Origin of the sequence: Ancylobacter sp. 3268 (assembly GCF_031456575.1) — a bacterium.
Classification (GTDB): domain Bacteria; phylum Pseudomonadota; class Alphaproteobacteria; order Rhizobiales; family Xanthobacteraceae; genus Ancylobacter.
On the sequence record NZ_JAVDUX010000001.1, the window covers coordinates 204,693 to 230,473 of the forward strand.

Sequence of the window (25,781 nt, forward strand, 5' to 3'; positions counted from 1 at the left end):
TCGGTATAGTAATGGAGGTAGTAGAGGATGCGGGGGCGGGGGCCGGACTCTTCCGCCAAGCTTGCGAAACCCCAGGCACGCATTGAGGCGTGGCGCCCTTGTCCGGACAGCCACTTATTTCCGCATAGAAGAAGAGGGAACGTCTGCTAAGCTCGTCGATGAAACCTGCGATTGGGGCGGGTGGCGTAAGTCCGTGTTTCCCACCAGGGGCATCATATGCACGAACGCGACGCGTCCGGTACGGCTCGACTACATCCTCGGGTTCTGCTCGTCTTTCCGCTCTTCAATCCGAACTCCTTCTGGAACTTCAAGGAAGCGTGCGAGCTGTACGGCGCCCGGTGCGTCGCGCCGCCGCTGGGCCTGACCACGCTCGCCGCGCTGCTGCCGGAGAGCTGGGACCTCCGCCTCGTCGACCGCAACGCGCGTGAACTCGCGGACGAGGACATATTATGGGCGGACCTCGTGCTGACCGGCGGCATGCTTCCGCAGCAATGTGACACGCTCGCGGTCATCGAGCGCTGCCATCGGCTGGGCCGGCCGGTCTGCCTCGGCGGACCCGATCCGACCTCCAACCCCGATGTCTATGCCGAGGCGGATTTTCTGGTTCTGGGCGAGGCCGAGGGCATCATCGGCCGCTTCGTCGAGGCCTGGGAAGCCGGCGAGCGAAGCGGTCGCTTCGATGCCGAGAAGTTCAAGGCCAATGTCGCGGAGAGCCCGATACCGCGTTTCGACCTGATCCGCTTCAAGGACTATCTCTATGTCGGCGTGCAGTTCTCGCGCGGCTGCCCGTTCACCTGCGAATTCTGCGACATCATCGAGCTTTACGGCCGGGTTCCCCGCACCAAGACCAACGAGCAGATGCTGGCGGAACTCGAGCGGCTGCTGTCGCTGGGCTATCGCGGCCATGTCGATTTCGTGGACGACAACCTGATCGGCAACAAGAAGGCCATTAAGAAATTCCTGCCCGAGCTCATCAGCTGGCAGCGACGGAACGGCTATCCGTTCCAGTTTTCGACCGAGGCGTCCCTCAACCTCGCGGATGACGCCGAACTGCTCACCATGATGAGCGAGGCGAACTTCTTCGTCGTGTTCACCGGCATCGAGAGCCCCGACCAGGAGACGCTGGTCGCGATGCAGAAAAAGCAGAACACCCGGCGCAGCATCACCGAAAGCGTCGAGCGTATCTATGCGGCGGGAATCTACGTCACCGCCGGCTTCATCGTCGGTTTCGACACCGAGCGCGGCGACATGGCCACGCCGATGATCGCTTGCGTGCAGGACAGCAATATTCCCGTCGCCATGGTCGGCCTGCTGCATGCGCTGCCGAACACCCAGCTGATGCGCCGCCTGAAGCGCGAGGGCCGGTTGTTCGAGGGCTATAATCTTGCGCCGGCCGAAGCGGGCGATCAGTGCACCGGCGGGCTCAATTTCACCACGCTGCGGCCGCGTGCGGAGATTTTGAAGGACTATCGGCGCGTCATCGAGGAAATCTACGCCCCGAAAGCGTTCTTCGAGCGCGCGCGCACCATGGCGCGCAAGCTGAAGCGGCCCCAATTGGGGGTGCAGCCGCCGCCGCGCGTCGTCATGCAGGAGCTCAAGCTGCTGCTCAGCGCCTGCCGGCGCATGACCCTCCAGCGCCCGGAGATCGCCCGCTATTTCTGGGCCACCCTCATCGATTGCTTCCGCCACAATCCCGCGGCGCTGGAGGCGGCGATGATGAACATGGTGCTGTATCTGCACCTGTACCCGTTCTCGCGCCACGTCATCGCCGAACTCGACGCCCGCATCGCCGAGATCGAGCAGGGGACATGGCACGCGCCGGCCCTGATGCCGGCGGAAGCCGACGTGGCGCCGGCCGGCATCGCCTCCCTGCTGCCGCAGGCGGCCAGCGCCTGACGCGGTGCCGCGCCCGCTCGGGTCCGCCGACCGGTCATCCGCGCGGCGGCGCCGTGCTTCCCCGCAGCACCAGCTCCACCGGCAGCACGGTGTCTTCCGAGCCCTCGTCGCCGCCGATGCGGTCGAGCAGGCGCTGGGCGGCATGGCGGCCGATGGCCTCGCGCGGCTGGTGGATGGTGGAGAGCGCCGGGGTCATGTGCGCCACCAGCTCGATATCGTCGAAGCCCATGACCGAGACATCGCGCGGCACCGTCAGCCCGCTATGCTGCACCTCGCCGATAAACCCGCAGGCCATTTCGTCGCTGGCGAGGAAGACCGCGGTCGGTCGCTCTTCCGGTGGCTGCGCCAGCCAGGCCGCGCCGGCGCGCTGCCCCGATGCCAGGGTGAAGTCGCCGGGGAAGAGCCGCGGCGCAGGCAGGCCATGCGCTTTGAGCGCCAGCTCCGCCCCCGCCAGCCGCGCATCGGTCAGCACATTGCCGACCGGGCCGGCGACATGGGCGATATGCCGATGGCCGAGCGCGATGAGATGTTCCACCGCCAGCTGGGCGGCCTGCCGGTTGTCGATCTTGACCCGCGGCGCGGCGAGGCCGGGTATCCATTCGCAGGCGAGCACCACCGGCATGCGCCGCGCCATCGCGTCGGCCGGCAGCGAGCCGTCGAGCACGATCAGCCCGTCCGCCCGGCTCGGCTCGGCATAACGCAGCAGCGAACCGCCGCCTTCCGCACGGGTATCGGCGACGAGGAGATTGTAGCCGGCCGGCGCCAGCACCGCCGCCATGCCGGCGAGGATCTGCGAGAAGAACGGGTTGGACAGGTTCGGCACCAGCGCGACCACGCCGCCGGTGCGCCGGTGCCGCAGGTTGCGCGCCGCGTGATTGAGCCGGTAGCCGGTATGGCGGATCGCCTCCTCGACGAGCCGGCGCGTCTCGGCATTGACGATCTGCGGGTTGGAAAGCACGCGGCTGACCGTGGCGGTGGAAACGCCGGCCAGCCGTGCGACATCCACGATTTTCGGTCGCTGGTGCTGCATTGCCTCTCCATAGACGCAGCGCGGACGGCTCCGCAAGCCGAATGAAATTCCGCAGGGGCAACCACTTGAAATCGATTACATGACTCCGCTAGGCTGTTTGCAACCGATTACAAAAACAATGCGGTTGGCCGGAAACATCGGTCGGGAGGTTATATGCGCACCATCAAGGGGCCGGGCCTGTTTCTGGCCCAGTTCATCGGCGCCGACGCGCCTTTTGACGGCTGGGATTCGATCACGCGCTGGGCGGCCGGGTGCGGCTACAGCGGCGTGCAGGTTCCCACCAACGATCCCCGAATCCTCGACCTCTACCGCGCCGCCGCCTCGCGCGACTGGTGCCAGGACTGGGCGGGGCAGGGCGCGGCCAACGGCGTCGCGGTCACCGAACTGTCGACGCATCTTCAGGGCCAGCTGGTGGCGGTGCACCCGGCCTATGACGCGATGTTCGATGCCTTCGCTCCGCCTGCGGTGCACGGCAATCCGGCAGCGCGCCAGCAATGGGCGGTCGAGCAGGTGAGGAAGGCGCTCACCGCGTCGAAGCATCTTGGCCTCACGGCGATGGTCAGCTTCTCCGGCGCGCTCGCCTGGCCTTATGTCTATCCGTGGCCGCAACGCCCGGCCGGGCTGATCGAGGAGGCGTTCGACGAGCTTGCCCGGCGCTGGCGGCCGCTGCTCGATTTCGCCGACGAGTGCGGCGTCGACATCTGCTTCGAGATACATCCCGGCGAGGACCTGCACGACGGCGACACCTTCGAGATGTTCCTCGACCGCGTCGGCCAGCATCCCCGGGCGAAGATGCTCTACGACCCGTCGCACTACGTGCTGCAGCAGCTCGACTATCTCGACCATCTCGACATCTATGCCGAGCGGATCGGCATGTTCCACGTCAAGGACGCCGAGTTCAACCCGACCGGCCGCAAGGGCGTCTATGGTGGCTACCAGCCCTGGCTGAAGCGCGCCGGCCGCTTCCGCAGCCCCGGCGACGGGCAGGTGGATTTCGGCGCCATCTTCTCGAAATTGGCGGCGATGGATTTCGACGGCTGGGCGGTGGTCGAGTGGGAATGCTGCCTGAAGCATCCTGAGGACGGCGCCCGCGAAGGGGCGGCGTTCGTGAAGAACCACATCATCCGCGTCACCGAGCGCGCCTTCGACGATTTCGCCGCCGCCGGCACCGACCGCGCCGCCAATCGTCGCCTGCTGGGGCTGGACCGATGATCGCAGCCGCGCCGTCGTCGACTCGTCTTCCCATCCGGCTCGGCATGGTGGGTGGCGGCTCGGGCGCCTTCATCGGCGCGGTGCACCGCATCGCCGCGCGGCTGGACGACGAGTTCCGCCTCGTCGCCGGCGCGCTGTCCTCGACGCCTTCGCGGGCGCAGGCTTCGGCCGAGGCCCTCGGCCTTGCCCGTTCCTATGACGATTTCGCCGCCATGGCGCGCGGCGAGGCGCGGCGCAAGGACGGCATCGAGGCGGTCGCCATCGTCACGCCCAACCACATGCATGCCGGCCCGGCCATCGAGTTCCTCAAGCGCGGCATTCATGTCATCTGCGACAAGCCGCTGACCGCGACCATGGCCGAGGCGAAGAAGCTGGCCAAGGTGGCCGAGCGGTCGAGCGCGCTGTTCATCCTCACCCACAACTATACCGGCTACCCGATGGTGCGGCAGGCGCGTGCCATGGTGGCGGCCGGAGACCTCGGCCGCCTCCGGCTGGTGCAGGTTGAATATGTGCAGGACTGGTTGACCGAGGCGGCGGAGAAAGCCGGTTCGAAACAGGCGGAATGGCGCACCGATCCTGCGCGTTCCGGGGCGGGTGGCGCCACCGGCGACATCGGCACCCACGCCTATAATCTCGCCGGCTTCGTCTCCGGCCTGACGCCGGAGGCGCTGGCGGCTGACCTCTCCAGCTTCGTGCCGGGCCGGGCGCTCGACGACAATGCCCATGTGCTGCTGCGCTATCCAGGCGGAGCGAAGGGCATGCTGTGGGCGAGCCAGGTGGCGCCGGGCAATGAGAACGGCCTGAGGCTGCGCGTCTATGGCGAAAAGGGCGGTCTCGAATGGGCGCAGGAGGACCCGAACCGGCTGTGGTTCACGCCGTTCGGAGAGCCGAAAAGGCTCATTACCCGCAACGGCGCCGGCGCCGGACCGGAGGCGGCGCGGGTCTCGCGCATCCCGCCCGGCCATCCGGAAGGCTATCTCGAAGCGTTCGCCAATATCTATGCCGAGGCGGCGCGGGCGATCCGCGCACATCGCACCGGTGATGCGCCGCCGGCCGGCACGCTTTATCCGACGCTGGCGGATGGCCTGGCCGGCATGCGCTTCGTCGCCGCCTGCGTGCAATCCTCCAAGCGGAACGCCGCCTGGGTGGCGCTATGAACACCGAGGCGGCGCCGGTTCTCGAACTCCGCGACGTCCGCAAGAGCTTCGGGCCGATCGAGATCCTGCACGGCATCGACTTCGCGCTGCGGGCCGGCGAGGTGCATGCGCTGATCGGCGAGAACGGTGCGGGCAAGTCGACGATCATGAAGATCCTCGGCGGCTTCATCGAGCCGACGTCCGGCGAGGTGCTGCTCGACGGCCGCCCCGCGCCTTATGACAGCGGCGCCGAGGCGGAGGCGGCGGGCGTGGTGGTGATCCACCAGGAGTTCAACCTCGCCCCCGATCTCACGGTGAGCGAGAACATCTGGCTTGGCCGCGAGCTCGGACGGGTGTTCCTCGATCACCGGGCGATGCGCGCCGGCACCCAGGCGCTGCTCGACCAGCTCGACAGCCATGTCCGCCCCGACGCGCGCATCCGCGACCTGCCGGTGTCCGACCGGCAAATGGTCGAGATCGCCAAGGCGCTGGCGCGCAAGGCGCGGGTGCTGATCATGGACGAGCCCTCGGCGGTGCTGACCAATCGCGAGGTCGAGGTGCTGTTCCGCCAGATCGACCGGCTGCGGGCGCAGGGCGTCGCCCTGCTCTACACCTCGCACCGGCTGGAAGAGGTCACCCGCCTTGCCGACCGCATCACGGTGCTGCGCGACGGCGCGGTGGTGCGCCGGGCGATGCGCGGCGAGCTCACCGAGGACGGCATGGCCACCGCCATGGTCGGCCGCGACCTTCAGGACATCTATCCCGCCAAGCGCCATCATGCCGGCGAGCTGGCGCTGGAGGTGCGCGGCTTCAGCGTGCCGCCTCTGGTGGAGGATGTGTCCTTCACGCTGAAACGCGGCGAGGTGCTGGGCATTTCCGGGCTGGTCGGCTCCGGTCGCACCGAGCTGGCCGAGGGACTGGTCGGGCTGCGGCCTGCCAGCGGCGATATGCGACGCGGCGGGGTGCGGGTGCGCATCCATTCCGTGCGGGAGGCGGCCGCCCATGGCATGGCCTACCTCACCGAGGACCGCAAGGAACGCGGCCTGCTGCTCGACAAGACGCTGCGGGAGAATCTCACTTTGTCCACTCTGCCGCGTTTCGGCGCGCCCTTCCTCTCCACGGAGAGGGAGGAGGCGGCGCTGACCCGGGCGATCGCCGATTTCGATATAAGGGCGCCGCGCCGCGACATGCGGGTGGGCAATCTTTCCGGCGGCAACCAGCAGAAGCTGCTGCTCGCCAAGACGCTGCTCTCCGATCCCGAGATCGTCATCATCGACGAGCCGACACGCGGCATCGACGTCGGCACCAAGAGCCAGATCTATGCCTTCATTGACGCGCTCGCCGCCAAGGGCAAAAGCGTCATCGTCATTTCCTCCGACATGCCGGAGATCCTCGGCTTGTCCGACCGCGTGCTGGTGATGCGCCACGGCCGTCTCGCCGGCGAGCTCGCGGGCGAGCGCATTTCCGAGACCGCCGTCGTCCGGCTGGTCATGGGCACGGCCGAGGAAGCCGCCAGGGAGCCGACCCATGTCTGATGCCGCCCTTCGCCCCGCGACCGGCTTCCGGCTGCCCGGCCTCTCGGCGCTGGGACCGCTGCTGGCCCTGATCCTGCTGGTGGTGCTCGGCGCCTTCCTTAACGACAATTTCCTGTCGCAGGGCAACGTCACCAACGTGCTCGCCCGCTCGGCCTTCATCGGCATGATCGCGGTCGGCATGACCTTCGTCATCACCTCCGGCGGGCTCGATCTCTCGGTCGGCTCGATGGCCGCCTTCATCGCCGGGGTGATGATCCTCGCCATGAACGCGCTCTTGCCGGCGATGGGCGTCGGCGTGCCGCTGATCCTCGTCGGGATGGCGATCGCGCTCGGCGCCGGGCTGCTCGCCGGGCTCGGCAACGGGCTGCTGGTGACCAAGGCGCATATCGAGCCGTTCATCGTCACCCTCGGCACCATGGGCATCTTCCGCTCGCTGGTGACCTGGCTCGCCGATGGCGGCACCATCAGCCTCGACTTCGCGGTGCGCCAGCTCTACCGGCCGGTCTATTATTCCGGGTTGTTCGGCATCGCCTGGCCGATCCTGGTCTTCGCTCTCGTGGCCATCGCCGGGCAGGTCGCCATGCGCCACACCCGCTTCGGCCGCTATTGCGAGGCCATCGGCTCCAACGACAAGGTGGCGCTCTATTCGGCTGTTAATGTCGACCGCATCCGGCTGCTCACCTATGTGCTGCTGGGGCTGCTGGTCGGCCTCGCCACCATCATGTACGTGCCGCGCCTCGGCTCGGCTTCCGGCTCCACCGGCATGCTGTGGGAGCTGGAAGCCATCGCCGCGGTGATCATCGGCGGCACCGCGCTCAAGGGCGGCTATGGCCGCGTCTGGGGCACGGTGGTCGGCGTGCTGATCCTCAGCCTCATCGACAACATCCTCATCCTGGCGGACCTGGTTTCCCCCTATCTCAACGGGACGATCCAGGGCGTCATCATCGTTCTCGCTGTGGTGCTGCAGCGCAGGAAAACAGCCGCCTGAGAGCGGCAATAATGGGAGGAAACACACGTGGAACGCAGGACATTTCTCGCCGGAACCGCCACCGCCGCGCTCGCCGCCGGCTTCGCGGCGCCCGCCGCGGCCCAGGCGAAGAAAGCGGTGATCGGCGTCTCGATCCCCTCGGCGACGCATGGCTTCATGGGCGGGCTGAACTGGCACGCGCAGGAGACCATCAAGCGGCTCAAGGCCACCTATCCCAACCTCGATTTCGTGCTCGCCACCGCCGGCGCGGTCGGCAAGCAGGTCAACGACATCGAGGATATGGTGGCCACCCGCAACATCGATGCGCTGGTGGTGCTGCCCTTCGAATCCGAGCCGCTGACCAGCCCGGTCAAGGCGGTGAAGGAGGCCGGCAAATGGGTGACGGTGGTCGATCGCGGCCTCGCCCAGCCGGGTATCGAGGATCTCTATGTCGCGGGCGACAACACCGCTTTCGGCCGGGTCTCGGGTGAATACTTCAAGGCCAACCTGAAGCCCGGCGCCAAGATCGTGGTGCTGCGCGGCATTCCGACCACGCTCGACAATGAACGTGTCGACGCCTTCCAGAAGGCGATCGAGGGCTCGGGCATCGAGATCCTCGACATGCAGCACGGCAACTGGAACCGCGACAAGGCGTTCGCGGTGATGCAGGACTACCTGTCCAAGCACAAGAAGATCGACGCGGTCTGGGCGGCCGACGACGACATGGCCATCGGCGTGATGGAAGCCATCTCGCAGGCCGGGCGGCAGAAGGAGATGTGGATCGTCGGCGGCGCCGGCATGAAGGAGATCATCAAGCGCGTCATGGACAAGGACCCGCAGGTTCCGGTCGACGTGTCCTATACGCCGGCGCAGATCTCCACCGCGCTGGAGGTCACCGCGCTGCGCTTCGTTTCCGACACGCCGGTCTATGGCCGCTTCATCATCGGCTCGACGCTGATCACCCCGGAGAACGCCGCGCAGTTCTACTTCCCCAACAGCCCGTTCTGAAGCGGGCGGCGGCGCCGGCCGTCTTTCGGGGGAGAGGTTGCTTCGGAAGACGGCCGCCAGCGTCGGCGTCGGGGCGCGGTCCCGGCGTTGAAGCCTATCGCAGCAGATGGGCGACGAGCGGGGCGGCCAGCACGTTGAGCAGGCCGACCAGCACCATCACCAGCCCGGCGACGGCGCCCTCGGTTTCGCCGATCTGGTGCGCCCGAGCGGTGCCGGCGCCGTGGGCGCCAAGGCCGAACAGGGCGCCGCGCGCGAGCGCGGTGGCGATCGGCATCCGCGCCAGGATGATATCGCCGATCGCGGCGCCGGCGATGCCGGTGACCACGACGAAGACGGCGGTGAGATCGGGAATGCCGCCAATGCCGCCGGACACCTCCATCGCGAAGGGCGTGCTGATCGAGCGCGGCAGCAGGCTGAGCCGTAGCGCCCCGTCGAGCCCCACCAGCGTCGCCAATCCCCAGCTGGTCAGCACCGAGGTGCCGCTGCCCACGAGCATGCCGACCAGCAGGACCGGCCAGTGCCGGCGGATGAGGTCGCGCTGCTGGTAGATCGGGATCGCGAAAGCGACGGTGGCCGGGCCGAGCAGCAGCACCAGCCAGCGCGTGCCGCCGATATAATCGCGATAGCTGGCGTGCAGCGCCAGCACCACCAGGGCAATCAGCGCCGGCGTCACCGTCAGCGGCGAAAGCCACCAGTGCGGCCAGCGGCGATAAAGCCGCTTGGCGCCCCAGTAGAAGCCGATGGTGACGACCGACCAGAGCAGGATGCGGCCGGCTGCCTCAGCGAGGAGCGGATGCACCATGTGCGGCCCTCCAGCGATAGCACCGGTCGACGGTGAAGGCGGTTGCGACCATCACGCTGACCGTGCTGAGCAGGATGACGAACAGGATCTTCAGCCCGGTCAGCCCCAGCAATTCGTGATGGTCGAGCACGGCGAGCACCGCCGGCACGAAAAACAGCAGCATATCTGCCAGCAGCCACTGTGCCCCGCGTCGCATGCTCTGCGTCTTGAGGCGCCGGCTGGCGAGCAGTGCCAGCACGATCACCAGCCCGACGATGCCGCCGGGCAGCGGCAGGCCGAGCAGCCGCACCAGCGCTTCGCCCGCCAGCCAATAGCCGATCACCAGCCCGACCTGCAGCGGCGCGCTGTGGCGCACGGTGCGGATGATATGGGCTGTAACGGTGCGGGCGGGGGCAGGGGCGGACATGACATACCTCTCGCCCCCTATGTAGGGTCTGCCGGACTATGATGAAAATGAATTGACTGACTAAAGAATATTCCATCAAGGAATGATCATGGATTTCCGCACGCTCCGCGCCTTTGTCGAAGTCGTTCGGCAGGGAGGCTTCTCCCAGGCCGCCAGGACGGTGTTCGCCACCCAGTCCACCGTGAGCAAGGCGGTGAAGCAGCTGGAGGACGAGATCGGGGCGCCGGTGCTCGATCGCATCGGTCATCGCAGCGTGCTGACGCCGGTGGGCGAGGTGGTCTATCGCCGTGGCGTCAAGCTGCTGGCGGACCGCGAGGATCTTCTCGCCGAGCTCGACGAGATTCGCGGCCTGAAGCGCGGCGTGCTGAAGCTGGGCCTGCCGCCGGTCGGCAGCGCGACGCTGTTCGCGCCGCTCTTCGCCGTCTATCGCCGTCGCTATCCGGGCATCGAGGTCCGGCTCGTCGAGCATGGCAGCGACCAGCTGGAGGAAAGCCTGCGGGCCGGCGAGATCGATTTCGCCGGCATGTTGCTGCCGGCCGCGCCGGAGTTCGAGTGGCAGGAAGTCGGCAGCGAGCCGCTCGTGGCGCTGCTGCCGGCGGCGCATCCGCTGGGGGCGCGCCGCCGCCTGACCATGGACGATCTGAGGGAAACGCCGCTTATCCTGTTCGACAGCGGCTTCACGCTGAACCGCATCATCCTCCATGCCGCCCGCCGGGCCGGTTTCGAGCCCGACGTGGTGGCGCGCAGCAGCCAGATCGACTTCATGGTGCAGCTGGTCGCGGCGGGGCTCGGCGTCGCCTTCCTGCCGCGCCTGATCGCCGAGCAGCGTTCGGCCCCGGCGGTGCGGCAGGTGCTGCTCGACGAGCCGGGCACGGAATGGGTGATGGCGATGGTCTGGCGCCGAGGCGCGTTTCTCTCGGAGGCGGCGAAAGCCTGGCTCGCCCTGGTGCGCGAGGAGCACGGCCGCGCCTCCTGAGCGGAGGCCGGTCGGCGCCGGGTGCAGCTAGAGCGCTTCCGGTGAAACGGGGTTCACCGGGCGCTCTAGATTGTTGTTTCTATGCATGTTCTTCACGCGAACCGGCAGCCAATTCGCTCGAAAATGCTCCGGTTCAGTTGACCAGCCGAGTGGCGAAGTAGGCGATCGCCTTCTGGTAGACGCCGGCCTTGTTCCAGCCGGCCAGCGCCCCGGCATTGGCGCCGTTCTCCCACGACTTGCCGCTCCAGCCATAGCCGCGCAGATAGTTCGCGGTGGAGGCCAGCACGTCGGCGGGGCTGCGGATCAGGTCGGCACGGCCATTGCCGTCGAAATCCACCGCGAAGCGCACATAGGAGGTGGGCATGAACTGGGTCTGGCCGAGTTCACCGGCCCAGGCTCCGCGCATCTCGCCGATGGAGAGATCGCCACGCTGGGCGATGCGCAGCGCGTCGAGCAGCTGGCCGGTGAAGAATTCCGAGCGCCGGCAGTCATAGGCCAGCGTGGCCAGCGACTGGAACACCGGCTTGTTGCCCTGGTTGGCGCCGTAATCGGTCTCCATGCCCCAGATCGCCACGAGGATCGGGCCGGGAACGCCGTAGCGGCTTTCGATGCGGGCGAGGAGGTCGGCATGCTGCTTCAGCTTGGCCTTGCCCTGTGAGATCCGCCCCGCGCTGACCCTCTTGGCGATGAACTCCTCGAAACTGACCGAGAAATGCCTCTGGTTGCGGTCGAGCCGGATGACGCTGGTATCGTATTTCGCACCGTCGAGCGCGGCGAGGGCGCGAGGGGAGATGCCCTGCGCCGCCGCGGCCTTGCGGAAGTCGCTCAGCCAGGCCGCGAAGCCGGCACCGTCATCGCCGCAGGGGGCGGCCAGAGCCGGCGCCGCCAGCGCCGAGAGCAGCGTGAAAACGAGAGAGCCGCGCGTCAGCGCGGCCTGCCAGTCGAAACGCGGGAACATGCAGCCACCCCATTGGTTTGCCGGGCTAATCTAGGCAGGGCCGGTGCATGCACGCAAGGCGGGCAGGTGGTTCGTCGGCACGCAATCGAGCGACAAGGTGAACGCCGCCCCGCGCGCGGTTGCCGATGTCGTCCCGCTCGGCGGAGCCCTGGCTGCGGTTTCCGCGCCGGCCGGCTAGTCAAGGACCGGCGCGCATAGGTGGCTCAGCCCTTGTCCATGCCGTCCAGATGGATGCGGATATGGTCGGCTTCCGCCGCCGTGCCGGCGAGGCCGATAGCGGTCATGAAGCCCTCGCGCGCCTCCCTTGCCCGGCCGAGCTGCATCAGCAGCGCGCCGCGCAGGCCGTGATAGTGGAAATAGCCCGAGAGCGCGTCGCCGAGCGGCTCGACCATGGCGAGCGCCGCTTGCGGCCCGCGCAGCTTCGCCACCGCCACCGCGCGGTTGAGCGTCACCACCGGCGAAGGCTGCATGATTTCCAGCGTGCCGTACAGCAGGTCGATCTGCGCCCAGTCGGTGTCCTCGGGCGTCGGCGCGCGCGCATGCAGCGCCGCGATCGCCGCCTGCACCTGATAGGGGCCGGGACGACGATGGCGCACCGCCTTGTCGAGCAAAGCCAGCCCTTCGGCGATCATCGCGGCGTTCCACAGCTGGCGGTCCTGATGATCGAGCAGGATCACCGCGCCATCGGCATCGAATCGGGCACCGGCTCGGGCGTGCTGGAGCAGCATGAGCGCCGCCAGCCCCATGATCTCCGGCTCGGCCGGGAACAGACGCAGCAGCAACCGGGCGAGCCGGATCGCCTCCTCGCACAGTGCCTCGCGGGCGCCGGAGGTGTCGCCGGCGGCGGAGTAGCCCTCGTTGAAGACCAGATAGATCATCGCCGCGACGGCGCCGAGCCGTTCGGCGCGCTCCACCGGACCCGGCGCCTCGAACGGCACGCCGGTGCCGCTCGCCTGGGCCCTGCCGATGCGCGCCTTGGCGCGGGTGATGCGCTGCTCCATCGCCGCCTCGGTTACCAGGAAGGCGCGGGCGATCTGCCGCACCGACAGCCCGGAGACGATGCGCAGCGCCAGCGCGATCTGCTGTGTCGCCGGCAGGTCGGGGTGGCAGCAGATGAACAGCAGCCGCAGCACGTCGTCGCGGTAGTGCGAGCCGTCGATGCGCTCGGCGATCTCGGCCTCGGCGTCGCCGGTGTCGGAGAGCGCGTCTTCCGGCGGCAGGTCGGTCTGCTTGGCTCGCCGCCGTACCGAATCGAGCGCGACGTTGCGGCCGACGAGGATCAGCCAGGCGGCCGGATCGCGCGGCGGCCCGTTCTGCGGCCAGCTCCGCAGCGCCCGCAGGCAGGCCTCCTGGAACGCCTCCTCGGCAAGGTCGAGGTCGCGGAAATAGCGCAGCAGCGCCGCCAGCGCCTGCGGGCGCGCGGCGGCAAGCGTGGTGCCGATCCAGCGCGCCTCGTCCATCATGGCCGCGCCCCGCCATCATGGAAGAGGCCGACCGGGCGGATCTCGTAGGAACCGCCCGGATTGGCCGCGCCGAGCTCGCGGGCGATGCCGAGCGCCTCCTCGAGATCGGCGCAGTCGAGGAGGTAGAAGCCGAGCAACTGCTCCTTGGTCTCGGCGAACGGGCCGTCCAGCACTAAGGGCGGGTCCTGGTCCTTGCGCAGCGTGGTGGCGGCGGTGGTCGGCAGCAGCCGCGCCACCGGGCCGAGCTTGCCTTCCCTGGCAAGTCGTTCCTGCACCACGGCGAGCTTGCGCATCACCGCGTCGTCCTCCTCCTTGGTCCAGGCGCAGACGACGTCTTCCTGATGGTAGCAGAGCAGGGCGTAGAGCATGTGTGGCCTTTCGATGTGCCCGGAGGTCAGCCGCCGCTGATGGCGGTGATCACGAAGACGTCCGCGCCGGGGGCAAGCGGGGTCGACAGGCGGGCGCGGCGCCCGTCGACGAACACATTGATGTGGCGGCGGATCGCCGGCGTCTCGTCGCAGAGCCGCTCGCGCATGCCGGGCCAGCGGGCGTCGAGTCCGTCCACCATTTCGGCGACGCTGCCCGCGACCAGCGCCACCAGCCGGGGAGCGCCGGGGAACAGCACCACCAGATGCGGCGGCAGGCGCACCAGCACCGGCGCCTGCGCCGGTTGCGGAGTTTCGCCTGGTCGTTCCCTTAGCGTGTCCTCGCCCATGGCAACGCTCCCTAGCGCTCGATCACCAGCGTCTCGACCGAGGTGATGGTCGGCAGATGCGGCGCGACGCAATCCCAGCTTTCGCCCTCGTCGATGCTGGCATAGAGCCCGCCGGCATTGGTGCCGAAATAGACCCCGGCCGGCTCCATCGTGTCGGTCGCCATCGCCTGGCGCAAGACGTTGAAATAGGCGCCGCCCTGCGGCAGGCCGGCGCGCAGGGCCTGCCAGCTGCGCCCGGCATCGCGGGTGCGCCACACCGCGGTGTTGCCCTCCGGCATGAAGCGGCCCTTGATGTCGCCGTTCAGCGGGATGAGGTAGAGGCTGTCCGGGTCGCGCGGATGCGCGGCGGCGGGAAAGCCGAAGGAGGAGGGCAGGCCGGTCTCGATGCTCTCCCACACCCGCCCGCCATCGTCCGAGCGGTACATGCCGCAATGGTTCTGCTGGTAGAGCCGCTCGCCGCCCCCCGGCGCCATGACGAGGCAATGCACGCACTGGCCGAATTCGGGATAGTTCTGCCCCTCGGGCATGAAATCGGCGCGGGTACCGCGGTTGCGGGTCTCCCAGCTGGCGCCGCCATCCTGCGTGGCGAACACGCCGGCGGCGGAGATGCCGACCCAGATCCGGCTTGCGTCCGCGGGATCGAGCACCAGCGAGTGCAGGATCAGCCCGGCGCCGCCGGGGTTCCACTCCGGCCGCGTCGGGTGCTTCTGCAACCCGTCGAGATGGCTCCAGCTTTCGCCGCCATCGGCGCTGCGGAACAGCCCGGCCGGTTCGACGCCGGCATAGAGGCTGCCATCCCCGCCGGCGGCGAGGCTCCAGACCGCCTTTACCGGCGCCTGTCCCGCCTCATAGGCGAGGCCCTGGCTCGAATGCGTCCAGCTGGCGCCGAAATCGGTCGACTTCCACACCGCCGGGCCGAACCACTCATTGCCGCCGCCGGCATAGATGGTGCCGCTCGCCGGATCGCCGACGACATGATTGGTCGGCCAGGTCTCGCAGAACGGGCCGCGCACCTCCCAGGAGCGGCGCGCAGCGTCGCTTTCGAGGATGAACGCGCCCTTGCGGGTGCCGACCAGAAGGAAAACCTGCTTCGCCATGGTGCCCTCCCGCTACTCGTTGGTGACGATCATCCACGACACGCCGAAGCGGTCGGTCAGCGTGCCGAAAGCCGGCGAGAAGAACGTCTTGGCCAGCGGCATGGTCACCTCGCCGCCTTCGGAAAGGGCGGCGAATTTCACCTCCGCCTCCTCGGGAGAGGCGACCGAAAGCGCCAGCGAAATGCCGCTGAAGCCGGCTTCGTCGGATTGGCAGCCATCCGAGGCCATCAGCTCGGCGTCCCCGACCTTGAAGCTGGAGTGCATGATCTTGTTGTCCCAGCCCTCCGGAACCATGCCGGGCGGCGGCGGCTCCGGCGCGTCGCTGAACCGCATGAGCGCGGTGACCTGCGCACCGATCGCCGTCTTGTAGAACGCGATGGCCTCTTCGGTGAGGCCGTTGAACATCAGATAGGCCTGCACGTTCATGATGTCGCTCCCTGGTCGATCCCCTCGCATCGGCGCTGCAGCCGCGCGGGCCGGCGCCGATGAGGCGAGGACGAGCCAAGCCAGCTTACTCCGACATCGCGGCAGGATTTTTTTGTGCGGTTCGTGTCCGGCCTCCGGAGCAGGGCGCCGCCTCGGCCGCATCCACTAACTTGCATAATGAAAGTTAGTGGATTACAAGCGCGCCATGGAACGCAAAAGCTTCGGCCACATGCAGTGCCCCATCGCCCGCAGCCTTGAGCATGTGGGGGAGTGGTGGAGCATCCTCATCCTGCGCGACGCCTTCTATGGCCTGTCCCGCTTCGATGAGTTCCAGGCGAGCCTCGGCGTCGCCACCAACACGCTGTCGCGGCGGCTGGCCGCGCTGGTGGAGGCCGGGCTGCTGGAGAAGCGGCCCTATATGCAGCGGCCGCCGCGTTACGAATATGTGCTGACCGACCGCGGACGGGATTTCCGTCCGGTGTTGCTCAGCCTGCTCGCCTGGGGCAATCGGCAGTTCGCGACGGAGGGCCGAAGCGTCGAGCTGATCGACCGCGAAAGCGGCGAGGCGGTCGAGCCGATCCTCTGCGACCGGGCGACGGGCCGGCCGATCGCGGAGATGCGGGTCCGCGCCGTCCCCGGTCCGGCCGCCGACGAGCGGTTGCGGCGCCGGCTCTCCGACCCTCCGGTCCTCTAGGGAGCACCCGTCGTGAGCGAGGTTGCCGAACGAAACAGCGGATTGGCCGAGAGCGGCCACCCCGGCTCGCTGCCGGTGATCGCGCGTCGCTTCAGTCTCAAGCGGCTGCTGGCCGGCGTGGCCCTTGGGGCGCTGATCCTGGGAGGGGGCGCCTATGGGCGCCATTGGTGGACCACGGCTCGGTTCCTGGAGAGCACCGACGACGCCTATGTCGGCGGCGAGGTGACGGTCATCGCCCCCAAGGTGCCGGGCTTCATCGACCAGGTGGCGGTGAGCGACAATCAGGCGGTGCATGCGGGCGACCTGCTGGTGCGCATCGACGATCGCGATTATCGCGCCGCGCTGGCCCGCGCCGAGGCGAGCGTCGCCGCGCAGCAGGCCGCCATCGGCAATCTCGATGCGACACGCGCGCTCCAGCAGGCGCTGGTGATGCAGGCCGAGGCGGAGCTTGCCTCGGCGCAGGCGGAGACCACCCGCACCCGCGCGGATTTCGACCGCTATCATCAGCTGTCCTCGGCGCAATATGCCTCGCAGCAGCGCTTCGAGCAGGCGGATGCCGATCTCAAAAAGGCCAATGCCGGCGAGCAGCGCGCCGCGGCGGCTCTCGAGGCGGCGCGGCGGCAGATCGAGGTGATCGACAGCCAGAAGCGGCAGGCAGAGGCGGCGCTGGATCAGGCCAGGGCGGATCGCGACATCGCCCGGCTCAATGTCGGCTTCACCCAGCTGCGCGCGCCCATAGACGGGGTGGTGGGCAACCGCAGCGCCCGCGTCGGCGCCTATGCCAATGCCGGTGCGGCGCTGCTTTCGGTGGTGCCGGCCCGCGGCCTGTGGGTGGACGCCAACTTCAAGGAAAGCCAGCTGGCTGGGCTGCATCCGGGCCAGGTGGCCCTCGTCACCGCCGACGTGCTGCCGGGCGAGGTCTTCCGCGGACGGGTGGAGAGCCTCGCCCCTGCCACCGGCGCGCAGTTCAGCGTGCTGCCGCCGGAGAACGCCACCGGCAACTTCACCAAGATCGTGCAGCGCGTCCCCGTCCGTATCCTGCTGGACGGCGATGCCGCGCATCTGGCGGTGCTGCGGCCCGGCCTCTCGGTCACGGCGGAAGTCGACCGGCGCGGCGCAGCGGCGGGCGAGGCAAAACTGGGCGAGGCGCAGGCCGGCGCGGCGGCCGTGGTCGCGGCCGAACACCCATGAGCACGGCGCGCGTCGTGGCGGGAGCGGCGACCCAGGCGGCGGTCCGCCCCGGCGGCAACCAGCTTTCCGACGGCGCCAAGGTGTTCGCCTTCGCCGTGATGTGCGTCGGCTTCTTCATCGCCCTGCTCGACATCCAGATCGTCTCCGCCTCGCTGCGCGATATTGGCGGCGGGCTGTCGGCCAGCCAGGACGAGGTCGCCTGGGTGCAGACCAGCTATCTGATCGCCGAGATCATCGTCATCCCGCTGTCGGGCTTCCTGGCGCGGGTGATGTCGACGCGCTGGCTGTTCTGCGCCTCCGCCGCGGGGTTCACCTTCACCAGCCTGCTGTGCGGCTGGGCGTGGAACATCGAGAGCATGATCGCCTTCCGGGCGCTGCAGGGCTTCCTCGGCGGCTCGATGATCCCCACCGTCTTCACCACCGCCTTCGCGTTCTTTCCGGGTCGGAAGGTCGTGGTGGCCGCGGCGACCATCGGCGCCTTGTCGTCTTTGGCACCGACGCTCGGCCCCACGGTCGGCGGATGGATCACCGACAACTATTCCTGGCACTGGCTGTTCTTCGTCAATCTGGTGCCCGGCGTGTTCGTCGCCGTGGTGGTGCCGCTGATGGTGCGGATCGATACGCCGGAGCCGGCACTGCTCAGGACCGCCGACTATCCCGGCATCGTGTTGATGGTGCTGTTCCTCGGATGCCTGCAATACACGCTGGAGGAGGGGCCGCGCTGGAACTGGATGGAGGATGCCACCCTGCGCACCACCGCTTTTATCGCGGCGGTCGCCGGCATCGGCTTCGTCTGGCGCACCCTGGCCGCCGCCCATCCGATCGTCGACCTGACGGCGCTGAAGAGCCGGAACTTCGCGCTGGGCTGCTTCTTCTCCTTCGTCACCGGCGTCGGCATCTTCTCCACCATCTACCTCACGCCGGTCTTCCTCGGCCGGGTGCGCGGCTTCAGCGCGTTGGAGATCGGCCTCGCCGTGTTCTCCACCGGCATCTTCCAGGTGCTGTCGATCCCGGTCTACACCTTCTGCGCCCGGCGCTTCGATCTGCGCTGGCTGATGATGCTGGGTCTGGCGCTGTTCGGTCTGAGCATGTGGAGCTTCACCCCGATCACCCATGATTGGGGCTGGCGCGAACTCCTGTTCCCGCAGGCGCTGCGCGGCTTCGCCCAGCAATTCGCCGTCGCCCCCACGGTGACGCTGACGCTCGGGGGGCTGGCGCCCGACAAGCTGAAGCTGGCCTCCGGCCTGTTTAATCTCATGCGCAATCTCGGCGGCGCCATCGGCATCGCCGCCTGCGGCACCATCCTCAACGATCGAACCAACCTGCATTTCCTGCGCATCGCCGAGCGCCTGACGCCGGCCAACGACGCCTTGGCGACCTTCCTCGACAAGGTGGGGCGTCATCACGCCCTGGTTCTCGGCGGCGATGCGACGCGCGGGCAGGATGCGGCATTGAAGCAGCTCTGGTCGCTCGTCTATCGCGAGGCGCTGGTGATGACCTTGTCGGATGCCTTCGCGGTCATCTTCATCTGCTTCGTGCTGGCCACCGCCATGGTGCCGCTGATGCGCAAGGTGGCGCCGCCCAGGGGGCCATCCGCCGACGCGCATTGACCTGCGCCGCCGCCGCGTCCGCGTCGGTGCTCCGGGCGGCGCTGCCTGCGATGTCCGGCCCAGGCCGCGCGGTCGCTAGTCGCCGACGCGGCTCCAGCCCTCGCCGGGATCGAAGACATTGATCCTCGCCGCCGCGCTTGCGGTCTCCCGGCCGAGATTCCGCTCATAGACCTGACCGCGCTGGTCGCACAGGAAGGTCATGATGCCGGTCTCCTGCCAGCGCTCGGGATAGGCCAGCATGGCGAAGCCGGCGAGCAGACGGCCATTGACCAGGTAGCTGTAGGCGCCGCCCGGCGCCGCCGGTCCCTGCCGGGTCAGGATGCGATAAATATAGCCATTATAGGCGCGCGGCTTGCCGGCATCGGCGACGCGCTCCAGCGCCGCCGCGGCGATATGGTCGCCGAGCGGGCTGCGGTCGTCGGGCGTCTCGGGTGCCCAGTACAGCCCATCACGCCGGCCCGGCGTGCTGATGAAGCGGCGGGCATATTGCTGCACCGGCTGGTCGTCGTGCAGCGAGGCGAAATACTCCTTCTGCGCAGCGATATAGTCGGCGCAGGCGCCGATGGCGGTGATCTCGTTGCGGCCGATCTCGCGGTCGATGACCTCCTGCCGCCCGGCGGCGAGATCGAAGGACCACGCCCCGCCGGTCTGCTTGAGCGGGATCGGGAAGCGCCAGCCCACCGTGCCGAAGGCCAGGACCTTTTCGCCATCCGGGCCGTCGACGATGCTGACGCCCTTGGCGGCGAGATCGAGAAAGGCATCGAGCCGCTGGCGGTCGGCCTTCTCGTCGCCGGAGGCCAGCAGGTCGCTCGCGCCGGGTCCGAAGATCTTGTCGAGATCCTGGTGTCCGGTCTGGCGGGCCGTCTCCACCAGCGCTGCGGCAGCGGCTTCCGGCGTGGGAAAGCTCTGCTGCGCCGCGAGCGGCTGTGTCAGCGCCAGTGCGGCACCGAAGAGGGAACCCGCGAGCAGCAGCGTCCGATAATGTCTCATGGCACCCTCCCTCACCGTCTGCCGCCGCCGCCGCGACCACCGCCTCCGCCGTGGCGGCCGCCACCGCCGCGCGCCGGCGGCCGAGCCACCGATTGGCGGCTGACACTGCCGCGTTGTGAGTATCCGTGCGCGCCGCCGCCGGCACGCACGTCGGCAAAGGCATTCGGCCGGGCCGGCGCTCGTGGCGAGGGACGGCTCGCGGCGCTCGGCCTTTGGGCCGGCGTGGGGCGCGCCGGGCGGGCGGCGGGTCTTGCTGCCGCATCGGCACGCCCCGCGGCCGGCCGGTTCGGGCCACCAGGACGGCCGGCCTCCGGGCGTCCCGGGCCGCCGGCGATGGCCGGCCGGTCGCCGCCGGCAGGCCCGCCCCCCGGCCGGTTGCCGATGGCCGGCCGGTCGATCCCGCCAATGTCCGGCCGCGATCCCGCGCCGGGCCGGCTACCGGGACGATTGCCGGGCTTGGCGAGCCCGGGCTTGCTTCCCTGGCCGGGGCGGTAGCGGTCGGGGTCGGGCCGCCACGGCCTGATATTGCCGTTGCCGTTGCCTATATTGATGTCATTGCCGATATTGATGTTGCCCGGCCCGCCGGGCCGGTAGCCGGGATAGCCGGGCCAACGCGGCGGATAGACCCACCCGCGCCCCCAGTCCCAGGCATTGTCGACAACGGCGCCAACCGCGACGCCGAGGCCGAAGCCGATCACGCCGGAGGCGAGGGCGGACGTCCCCGATTCATACACCACGGCGGGATCGTAGCTCGGGACATAGATCACCCCGGGTTCGGTCGGCTCTATGACGATATAGTCGTTGCCGCCCTGGGCCTCGACGGTCACCCGCTGCTGCGGCGTGCTGGTGAGGGCGCCGCTCTTCTGCGCTTCGCTGCGCAATTGCTGGATGATGGCGGCCACGTCCTCGGGCTGGTTGACGAAGGCATCGCCCAGGTCGGTGGTGGCGTCGAGATCCTCGTTCAGCTTGGCGATCACCTGCGGGAAACGCGTCAACGCCAGCACGGAGGGCTGCCATCCCTGGGTATCCAGCCCGCTGAAGTCGCCCTTGGCCACCGCCTCCTTGTTCTTGTCCAGCCAGCGTGCCGATTGGACGATCTCGATGGGATAGGCGCAGGACGGCAGCAACTGGGCGAGCAGATCATCGGGATAAAGCGCGTAGGGCGCGAGCAGCTTGCGCAGCTCTTCCTGGGTGAAGCGTGCATCCGCCTCGGCGGCTTCCGGTGCGGCTGGCGCGGCCGGGGCTGTTGATGGCGCGTTCTGTGCCTGCGCGTGGAGCGGGAGGCCTGACAGGAACAGCATCGAAGCAAAAAGCGCAGCCGGCACGGCGGACCTTAGCAGAGCCCTCGAATCCCAACTCATGCCAACCTCCTGGAACGCCGGATGCGGCGGCATTCATGGCTGCAAGACCATTACTCATCTTGAAGGTGGATCAACCGAGTGGAAAGCGTAAAAGCCCGCATTTTGCAGTCGTTGCGGGATTTCTGTTTATGCGGCGCAACATGAATGCCGAAGATTCGCAGTTTTTACGCCCCTTTTGGTGCGCTGCGCGGTGCGTGGCGGCTCTCGCCCCGTGTGGCCCCGCCTTGCGATCAGTCGGCGGCGGCCGGTCTTTGCGCCGCCTGCGCCTGCAATGCGTCGAGATGCGGCTGCGCGGCGGCGGTGGCGAGCCGTTCGATCAGCCGGTAGCTTTCGATGAGTTGCTCGCCGAAGGGAGTGAGCCGGGCGCCGCCACCATGCTTGCCGCCGGTCTGCGAGACGATGACCGGCTCGCCGAAGAGCCGGCCGAGCTCATCGACGAGATCCCAGGCCCGGCGATAGGACATTTCCATCGCGCGGCCGCCGGCTGAGATCGAGCCGGTGCGAACGATGGCCTCGAGCAGGGCGATCTTGCCGGGCCCGATGCGTCCATCGGGATCGAGGTCGATGCGGATGGAAAGCGAGGCCATGATTGCGGCGGTCCAGCGGGTCGACATTCGGTGGCGGTGCGTGCCGCCAACGACGGATCACAGGCGCGGCGCGGGACCAGCATGCCCGTCAACGCGGCGGCGTCAAATGCCGTATCCCGGGCATGGTGTCGCGACCCGCGGGGCGAGCGGGCCAGGCCGCAATGCGCCTAGGGTGCCGAGGCTCTTGACCTCGCGATAGCGAGGCCGCGGCGGCGCATCTGCCGCCGCGGAGCCGGCGCTACATCACCGCGCCGATCTGCCAGGGCACGAATTCGTTGCGGCCATAGCCGAGCAGCTCGGACTTCGAGCGCCGGCCGGAGGCGATGTCCAGCACCAGCTGGAAAATCTCCCGGCCCTTTTCCTCGATGGACACGCCGTCGAGGATATCGCCGCAATTGATGTCCATGTCCTCTTCCATCCGGGCGAAGAGGTCGGAGTTGGTGGCGAGCTTCACCGAGGGAGTCGGCTTGCAGCCATAGGCCGAGCCGCGCCCGGTGGTGAAGCACAGCATATTGGCCCCACCGGCCACCTGACCGGTCGCGGCGACCGGATCGTAGCCGGGGGTGTCCATATAGACAAAACCCTTGCGATCGATCTTCTCGGCATAGCGATAGACGCCGCGCAAGGTCGAGGTGCCCCCCTTTGCCACCGCTCCCAGTGATTTCTCCAGGATGGTGGTGAGCCCGCCCGCCTTGTTGCCGGGGGAGGGATTGTTGTTCAGCTCGCCGCCCGTGCGCGCGGCATATTCCGTCCACCAATCAATGAGATCGACGATTTTGCGACCGACTTCCTCGCTCTCGGCGCGGCGGGTGAGCAAGTGCTCGGCGCCGAAGATCTCCGGCGTCTCGGAGAGGATGGCGGTGCCGCCATGCCGCACCAGCAGGTCAACCGCCGCCCCCAGCGCCGGATTGGCGGTGAGGCCGGAATAGCCGTCGGAGCCGCCGCATTGCAAAGCGAGGGTCAGCTCGGAGACCGGCACCGTGGTGCGGCTGACCGCGTTAGCGTCGGCCAGCATCTCTTTGATTTTGCTGACGCCAGCTTCGATCGATTTACGGGTGCCGCCACTTTCCTGAATGGTCAGGGTCTGGAAATGCGGCCCCTCGACGATGCCGTATTCCTTCATCATCCGCGGAATCTGGAACACCTCGCAACCGAGGCCGACGACCAGTATCGAGGCGAAATTCGGGTGGCTGGCATAGCCCCACTGGGTGCGGGCGAGGATGTCGAACTCCTCGCCCTTGGAGGCCATGCCGCAGCCGGTGCCGTGGGTGAAGGCGACGACGCCGTCTATGTTCGGATAATCGGCGAGAATGCCGGAGCGGGTGACGGCATCGGCGATGAAGTCGGCTACCGTCGCCGAGCAGTTCACCGAGGAGAGGATGCCGATATAGTTGCGCGTGCCCACCCGCCCATCGGCGCGCCGGAAGCCCTCGAAAGTGGCCGGCAACTCGCCGGGCCTCAAGCCGGAATCCGGCTTCGCCTCGGTGGCGAAGGCATAATCCCGTTCGAAATCGTGCAGCACGACATTGTGCTCGTGCACCCATTCGCCCGCCGGGATGTCGTTCTTGGCGAAGCCGATGACCTGGCCGAATTTGCGGATCGCCTCGCCCTTGGGAATGGCGCGCGAAGCCACCTTGTGGCCCTTGGGGATCATCCGGCCGGCCGCGACGCCGTCAGGCAGTTCCGCGCCCGCCGCGAGCTTGTCGACGGCGATGATGACATTGTCGGCGTCGTTGAGACGAAGGATACGCGGGACGGTCATCGCGTCAGACTTCCAATATCGCCTTGATCACACCGGCTTCCGGCTTCAGCCAGGCATCGAACAGCTTCGGGCCGTCGATCAGCGGGCCGCGATGGGTGTTGAGCGCCTTGGTCGGCACCTTGCCGGCCTCCATCTGCCTGACGACCTCGGCGAAATCGTCGGCCTGGGCGTTGCGGCTGGCGAAGAGTGTCGCCTCGCGCTTGTGGAACTCCGGGTCGGAGAAGGTGATGTCGGTGCGCACCACGCTCACCAGCACGTAGCGGCCGGCATGGGCGAGGAAGCCGAAGCCGCGCTGCATCGCCGTCGCATTGCCGGTGGCGTCGATCACCACGTCGTAGAAGTCGCCGCCGGTCAGACGCTTGGCGGTCTCTTCGGCCTGCGTGTCGGCGAGCAGCATCTGGTCGGCGCCAAGCTCGTTGATGGTGAAGGCGATGCGATCTTCGCGCAGGTCCATCACCGTGACGTGTGCGCCGCGTGCTTTCGCGAAGATGATCGCCGACATGCCGATGGGGCCGGAACCCACCACCAGTACGCGGTCGTCGGGGGTGATGCCGCCACGCTTGACGCCATGGGCGCCGATGGCGAGGAATTCGATCATCGCCGCCTCGTCGATGGAGGCGGAGCCCGCCGGCACCACATTGCCGACCGGCACGCAGAGAAACTCGGCCATGCCACCATCGCGATGCACGCCCAGCACGTTGATGTTCATGCAGGCATTGTTCACGCCCTTCCGGCAGGCGAGGCAGGTGCCGCAGGAGAGATAGGGCACGATATAGACGTTCTGGCCCTTGGCGAGACCGCTGCCCTCAGGCGCGCTTTCCACGGTGCCGGAGAGTTCGTGGCCCATAATGCGGGGGTATTCGAGAAAGGGATGCTTGCCCTGATAGATGTGGAAGTCCGTACCGCAGATGCCCACGCGGCGAATGCGGATCAACGCCTCGCCCGGACCCGGCATCGGGTCGGGACGGCTGATGATCGACAGGCGGCCGGGTTCATCGCAGATCAGGGCTTTCATTGCAGTACGCTTTCCAGAGCAGGCATTTTGCCAAACAGAAGGCTAGAAGAAGACGCGGCCCGGTTTGGGAGCTCATCGCCCGGGTCGCCGGGCCGCAGTCGGGAGGCTCGTCAGTTGGTCGCCGGCAGGGTCTCCGGCAGTGGCACGCCGTTGTACTTTACATAGATCTCGCGCAGCTTGCCGCTGGCGAGGTCCTTGGCGATCCACTCGTTCAAACGGGTGCGCAGCGCCTCGTCGCCCTTGCGCAGGCCGATGGCGTAAGGATTGGTCTTCAGGACGATCTTGGTCTCGAGCGGGTCGTTCGGACGACGCTGGTTCACCGCCGCCATCACTTGCGGCGAGGAGCCCATCACATCGACCTGGCCGGACACCAGCGCCGTGATCAGCGTCGCGTCGTCGTCATAGCGGACGATCTCGGCATTCTTGATCTGGCTGGTGACTTCCTTGTCGTTGGTCGAGCCGCGCGTGGTGCCGATGCGCTTGCCGGCTAGGTCGTCAACGGTCTTGATCGTGGTGCCCTTCGGGGCGGCGACGACGATCTGGATCACGCCGTAGGCGTTGGAGAAGTCGATCACCTTCTTGCGCTCCTCGTTCACCGAGAAGGAGGCCATGACGATGTCGGCCTTGTTGGTGAGCAGGAAGGGCACGCGGTTGGGGCTCGTCACCTGCACGATTTCCAGCGGCACGCCGAGATCTGCGGCAAGCAGCCGTGCGCTCTCGACGTCGGAGCCGGTGGGCTGCATCTGCGCATCGGCCAGGCCGAAAGGCGGCGAGCCAAGGTCGATGGCAACCAGAAGCTTGCCGCGCTTCTTGATGTCTTCCAGCGTATCGGCGCTCGCCGCGTGAGGCAGTGCGAAGGATCCGGCAAGGCCGGCAAGTGCGGTGGCGGTCAGGAATGTGCGGCGGTTCATGGTTTCCTCCTTGGAATTGCGGATGCGGCCGTG

25 protein-coding genes are annotated in these 25,781 nt (G+C 68.0%); 10 read left to right on the forward strand and 15 right to left on the reverse strand.

Features of this window, described 5'->3' with window-relative positions; all coding sequences use genetic code 11:
- Positions 1 to 216 precede the first annotated feature (216 nt).
- The gene (locus J2X65_RS00975; RefSeq protein ID WP_310196696.1) at positions 217 to 1,896 is read left to right on the forward strand and encodes a B12-binding domain-containing radical SAM protein; all 1,680 of its coding nucleotides are present in this window, start codon (positions 217 to 219) and stop codon (positions 1,894 to 1,896) included.
- Positions 1,897 to 1,930: 34 nt separating this feature from the next.
- On the opposite strand, the gene J2X65_RS00980 is transcribed toward J2X65_RS00975, so the two are convergent.
- On the reverse strand, positions 1,931 to 2,926 hold the full coding sequence (locus tag J2X65_RS00980) for a LacI family DNA-binding transcriptional regulator (RefSeq protein WP_310196698.1): 996 nt from the start codon (positions 2,924 to 2,926) through the stop codon (positions 1,931 to 1,933).
- A gap of 153 nt (positions 2,927 to 3,079) precedes the next feature.
- On the opposite strand from J2X65_RS00980, the gene J2X65_RS00985 reads away from it, so the two are divergent.
- Genes J2X65_RS00985 through J2X65_RS01005 form a run of 5 tightly spaced genes read left to right on the forward strand, consistent with a single transcriptional unit; the run spans position 3,080 to position 8,784 of the window.
- The gene (locus J2X65_RS00985; protein WP_310196701.1) at positions 3,080 to 4,138 is read left to right on the forward strand and encodes a sugar phosphate isomerase/epimerase; all 1,059 of its coding nucleotides are present in this window, start codon (positions 3,080 to 3,082) and stop codon (positions 4,136 to 4,138) included.
- Positions 4,135 to 5,295, forward strand: a complete 1,161-nt coding sequence (locus J2X65_RS00990) for a Gfo/Idh/MocA family oxidoreductase (protein WP_310196705.1) — start codon at positions 4,135 to 4,137, stop codon at positions 5,293 to 5,295. The genes J2X65_RS00985 and J2X65_RS00990 overlap by 4 nt, the downstream gene beginning before the upstream one ends.
- Positions 5,292 to 6,809 (forward strand): sugar ABC transporter ATP-binding protein, encoded by a 1,518-nt coding sequence (locus J2X65_RS00995; protein WP_310196709.1) that lies wholly within the window; start codon positions 5,292 to 5,294, stop codon positions 6,807 to 6,809. The genes J2X65_RS00990 and J2X65_RS00995 overlap by 4 nt, the downstream gene beginning before the upstream one ends.
- Positions 6,802 to 7,797 carry an ABC transporter permease gene (locus tag J2X65_RS01000; RefSeq protein ID WP_310196712.1) on the forward strand — a complete coding sequence of 332 codons (996 nt, stop codon included), beginning with the start codon at positions 6,802 to 6,804 and terminating at the stop codon, positions 7,795 to 7,797. Before J2X65_RS00995 ends, J2X65_RS01000 begins: the two co-directional genes overlap by 8 nt.
- A gap of 27 nt (positions 7,798 to 7,824) precedes the next feature.
- Positions 7,825 to 8,784, forward strand: coding sequence for an ABC transporter substrate-binding protein (locus tag J2X65_RS01005; protein WP_310196717.1), 960 nt, complete (start codon positions 7,825 to 7,827; stop codon positions 8,782 to 8,784).
- 94 nt (positions 8,785 to 8,878) lie between these two features.
- Here J2X65_RS01005 and J2X65_RS01010 read toward each other — a convergent pair whose 3' ends face one another.
- Complete coding sequence (locus tag J2X65_RS01010) at positions 8,879 to 9,586, reverse strand: LrgB family protein (protein WP_310196720.1); 708 nt, start codon at positions 9,584 to 9,586, stop codon at positions 8,879 to 8,881.
- On the reverse strand, positions 9,564 to 9,992 hold the full coding sequence (locus J2X65_RS01015; protein ID WP_310196723.1) for a CidA/LrgA family protein: 429 nt from the start codon (positions 9,990 to 9,992) through the stop codon (positions 9,564 to 9,566). Before J2X65_RS01015 ends, J2X65_RS01010 begins: the two co-directional genes overlap by 23 nt.
- 88 nt (positions 9,993 to 10,080) lie before the next feature.
- Between J2X65_RS01015 and J2X65_RS01020 the strand changes: the two genes are divergently transcribed.
- Positions 10,081 to 10,968, forward strand: coding sequence for a LysR substrate-binding domain-containing protein (locus J2X65_RS01020; protein WP_310196728.1), 888 nt, complete (start codon positions 10,081 to 10,083; stop codon positions 10,966 to 10,968).
- A 133-nt stretch (positions 10,969 to 11,101) separates the two neighbouring features.
- Here the strand turns inward: J2X65_RS01020 and J2X65_RS01025 are convergent, their stop codons facing one another.
- The 6 genes from J2X65_RS01025 to J2X65_RS01050 form a co-directional block, all read right to left on the reverse strand.
- Positions 11,102 to 11,926: a lytic murein transglycosylase gene (locus J2X65_RS01025; protein WP_310196731.1), complete on the reverse strand. Its 825-nt coding sequence runs from the start codon at positions 11,924 to 11,926 to the stop codon at positions 11,102 to 11,104.
- A 203-nt stretch (positions 11,927 to 12,129) separates the two neighbouring features.
- Positions 12,130 to 13,386 carry an RNA polymerase sigma factor gene (locus tag J2X65_RS01030; protein ID WP_404977650.1) on the reverse strand — a complete coding sequence of 419 codons (1,257 nt, stop codon included), beginning with the start codon at positions 13,384 to 13,386 and terminating at the stop codon, positions 12,130 to 12,132.
- Positions 13,386 to 13,757, reverse strand: a complete 372-nt coding sequence (locus J2X65_RS01035) for a YciI family protein (RefSeq protein WP_310196736.1) — start codon at positions 13,755 to 13,757, stop codon at positions 13,386 to 13,388. Before J2X65_RS01035 ends, J2X65_RS01030 begins: the two co-directional genes overlap by 1 nt.
- 26 nt (positions 13,758 to 13,783) lie before the next feature.
- Entirely contained in the window at positions 13,784 to 14,104 is a 321-nt protein-coding gene (locus J2X65_RS01040) for a MoaD/ThiS family protein (RefSeq protein WP_310196739.1), read from the reverse strand.
- 11 nt (positions 14,105 to 14,115) lie between these two features.
- On the reverse strand, positions 14,116 to 15,201 hold the full coding sequence (locus J2X65_RS01045) for a sialidase family protein (RefSeq protein ID WP_310196742.1): 1,086 nt from the start codon (positions 15,199 to 15,201) through the stop codon (positions 14,116 to 14,118).
- Between the two features lie 12 nt (positions 15,202 to 15,213).
- On the reverse strand, positions 15,214 to 15,627 hold the full coding sequence (locus tag J2X65_RS01050; protein WP_310196745.1) for a VOC family protein: 414 nt from the start codon (positions 15,625 to 15,627) through the stop codon (positions 15,214 to 15,216).
- Positions 15,628 to 15,832: 205 nt separating this feature from the next.
- Between J2X65_RS01050 and J2X65_RS01055 the strand changes: the two genes are divergently transcribed.
- Genes J2X65_RS01055 through J2X65_RS01065 form a run of 3 tightly spaced genes read left to right on the forward strand, consistent with a single transcriptional unit; the run spans position 15,833 to position 19,122 of the window.
- Entirely contained in the window at positions 15,833 to 16,321 is a 489-nt protein-coding gene (locus tag J2X65_RS01055) for a helix-turn-helix domain-containing protein (protein ID WP_310196748.1), read from the forward strand.
- A 12-nt stretch (positions 16,322 to 16,333) separates the two neighbouring features.
- Entirely contained in the window at positions 16,334 to 17,512 is a 1,179-nt protein-coding gene (locus J2X65_RS01060) for an HlyD family secretion protein (protein WP_310196751.1), read from the forward strand.
- A complete protein-coding gene (locus tag J2X65_RS01065) occupies positions 17,509 to 19,122 on the forward strand; it encodes a DHA2 family efflux MFS transporter permease subunit (protein WP_310196754.1) in 1,614 nt (537 codons plus the stop codon). The genes J2X65_RS01060 and J2X65_RS01065 overlap by 4 nt, the downstream gene beginning before the upstream one ends.
- Before the next feature lie 75 nt (positions 19,123 to 19,197).
- On the opposite strand, the gene J2X65_RS01070 is transcribed toward J2X65_RS01065, so the two are convergent.
- The 6 genes from J2X65_RS01070 to J2X65_RS01095 all read right to left on the reverse strand — a co-directional run bounded on the left by J2X65_RS01070 (position 19,198) and on the right by J2X65_RS01095 (position 25,748).
- Positions 19,198 to 20,112, reverse strand: a complete 915-nt coding sequence (locus J2X65_RS01070; RefSeq protein WP_310196757.1) for a DUF2950 domain-containing protein — start codon at positions 20,110 to 20,112, stop codon at positions 19,198 to 19,200.
- Positions 20,113 to 20,123: 11 nt separating this feature from the next.
- Positions 20,124 to 21,473, reverse strand: coding sequence for a DUF3300 domain-containing protein (locus J2X65_RS01075; protein WP_310196759.1), 1,350 nt, complete (start codon positions 21,471 to 21,473; stop codon positions 20,124 to 20,126).
- A gap of 230 nt (positions 21,474 to 21,703) precedes the next feature.
- On the reverse strand, positions 21,704 to 22,060 hold the full coding sequence (locus tag J2X65_RS01080; protein WP_310196762.1) for a winged helix-turn-helix domain-containing protein: 357 nt from the start codon (positions 22,058 to 22,060) through the stop codon (positions 21,704 to 21,706).
- Positions 22,061 to 22,298: 238 nt separating this feature from the next.
- A complete protein-coding gene (locus J2X65_RS01085) occupies positions 22,299 to 23,822 on the reverse strand; it encodes an altronate dehydratase family protein (RefSeq protein WP_310196765.1) in 1,524 nt (507 codons plus the stop codon).
- Positions 23,823 to 23,826: 4 nt separating this feature from the next.
- Positions 23,827 to 24,837, reverse strand: coding sequence for a zinc-binding alcohol dehydrogenase family protein (locus tag J2X65_RS01090; protein WP_310196769.1), 1,011 nt, complete (start codon positions 24,835 to 24,837; stop codon positions 23,827 to 23,829).
- 110 nt (positions 24,838 to 24,947) lie between these two features.
- Complete coding sequence (locus J2X65_RS01095) at positions 24,948 to 25,748, reverse strand: transporter substrate-binding domain-containing protein (protein WP_310196772.1); 801 nt, start codon at positions 25,746 to 25,748, stop codon at positions 24,948 to 24,950.
- Positions 25,749 to 25,781: the final 33 nt, after the last annotated feature.

What these genes read in the sequence shown, in the direction of transcription:
- J2X65_RS01030 (WP_404977650.1), bottom strand. Translation starts at nt 13,386, where the DNA reads ATGGACGAGGCGCGCTGGATCGGCACCACGCTTGCCGCCGCGCGCCCG.
- J2X65_RS01010 (WP_310196720.1), bottom strand. Translation starts at nt 9,586, where the DNA reads ATGGTGCATCCGCTCCTCGCTGAGGCAGCCGGCCGCATCCTGCTCTGG.
- J2X65_RS00990 (WP_310196705.1), top strand. Translation starts at nt 4,135, where the DNA reads ATGATCGCAGCCGCGCCGTCGTCGACTCGTCTTCCCATCCGGCTCGGC.
- J2X65_RS00995 (WP_310196709.1), top strand. Translation starts at nt 5,292, where the DNA reads ATGAACACCGAGGCGGCGCCGGTTCTCGAACTCCGCGACGTCCGCAAG.
- J2X65_RS00980 (WP_310196698.1), bottom strand. Translation starts at nt 2,926, where the DNA reads ATGCAGCACCAGCGACCGAAAATCGTGGATGTCGCACGGCTGGCCGGC.
- J2X65_RS01045 (WP_310196742.1), bottom strand. Translation starts at nt 15,201, where the DNA reads ATGGCGAAGCAGGTTTTCCTTCTGGTCGGCACCCGCAAGGGCGCGTTC.
- J2X65_RS01000 (WP_310196712.1), top strand. Translation starts at nt 6,802, where the DNA reads ATGTCTGATGCCGCCCTTCGCCCCGCGACCGGCTTCCGGCTGCCCGGC.
- J2X65_RS00985 (WP_310196701.1), top strand. Translation starts at nt 3,080, where the DNA reads ATGCGCACCATCAAGGGGCCGGGCCTGTTTCTGGCCCAGTTCATCGGC.
- J2X65_RS01020 (WP_310196728.1), top strand. Translation starts at nt 10,081, where the DNA reads ATGGATTTCCGCACGCTCCGCGCCTTTGTCGAAGTCGTTCGGCAGGGA.
- J2X65_RS01055 (WP_310196748.1), top strand. Translation starts at nt 15,833, where the DNA reads ATGGAACGCAAAAGCTTCGGCCACATGCAGTGCCCCATCGCCCGCAGC.
- J2X65_RS01040 (WP_310196739.1), bottom strand. Translation starts at nt 14,104, where the DNA reads ATGGGCGAGGACACGCTAAGGGAACGACCAGGCGAAACTCCGCAACCG.
- J2X65_RS01075 (WP_310196759.1), bottom strand. Translation starts at nt 21,473, where the DNA reads ATGAGTTGGGATTCGAGGGCTCTGCTAAGGTCCGCCGTGCCGGCTGCG.
- J2X65_RS01095 (WP_310196772.1), bottom strand. Translation starts at nt 25,748, where the DNA reads ATGAACCGCCGCACATTCCTGACCGCCACCGCACTTGCCGGCCTTGCC.
- J2X65_RS01065 (WP_310196754.1), top strand. Translation starts at nt 17,509, where the DNA reads ATGAGCACGGCGCGCGTCGTGGCGGGAGCGGCGACCCAGGCGGCGGTC.
- J2X65_RS01085 (WP_310196765.1), bottom strand. Translation starts at nt 23,822, where the DNA reads ATGACCGTCCCGCGTATCCTTCGTCTCAACGACGCCGACAATGTCATC.
- J2X65_RS01035 (WP_310196736.1), bottom strand. Translation starts at nt 13,757, where the DNA reads ATGCTCTACGCCCTGCTCTGCTACCATCAGGAAGACGTCGTCTGCGCC.
- J2X65_RS01025 (WP_310196731.1), bottom strand. Translation starts at nt 11,926, where the DNA reads ATGTTCCCGCGTTTCGACTGGCAGGCCGCGCTGACGCGCGGCTCTCTC.
- J2X65_RS01070 (WP_310196757.1), bottom strand. Translation starts at nt 20,112, where the DNA reads ATGAGACATTATCGGACGCTGCTGCTCGCGGGTTCCCTCTTCGGTGCC.
- J2X65_RS01080 (WP_310196762.1), bottom strand. Translation starts at nt 22,060, where the DNA reads ATGGCCTCGCTTTCCATCCGCATCGACCTCGATCCCGATGGACGCATC.
- J2X65_RS01050 (WP_310196745.1), bottom strand. Translation starts at nt 15,627, where the DNA reads ATGAACGTGCAGGCCTATCTGATGTTCAACGGCCTCACCGAAGAGGCC.
- J2X65_RS00975 (WP_310196696.1), top strand. Translation starts at nt 217, where the DNA reads ATGCACGAACGCGACGCGTCCGGTACGGCTCGACTACATCCTCGGGTT.
- J2X65_RS01015 (WP_310196723.1), bottom strand. Translation starts at nt 9,992, where the DNA reads ATGTCCGCCCCTGCCCCCGCCCGCACCGTTACAGCCCATATCATCCGC.
- J2X65_RS01090 (WP_310196769.1), bottom strand. Translation starts at nt 24,837, where the DNA reads ATGAAAGCCCTGATCTGCGATGAACCCGGCCGCCTGTCGATCATCAGC.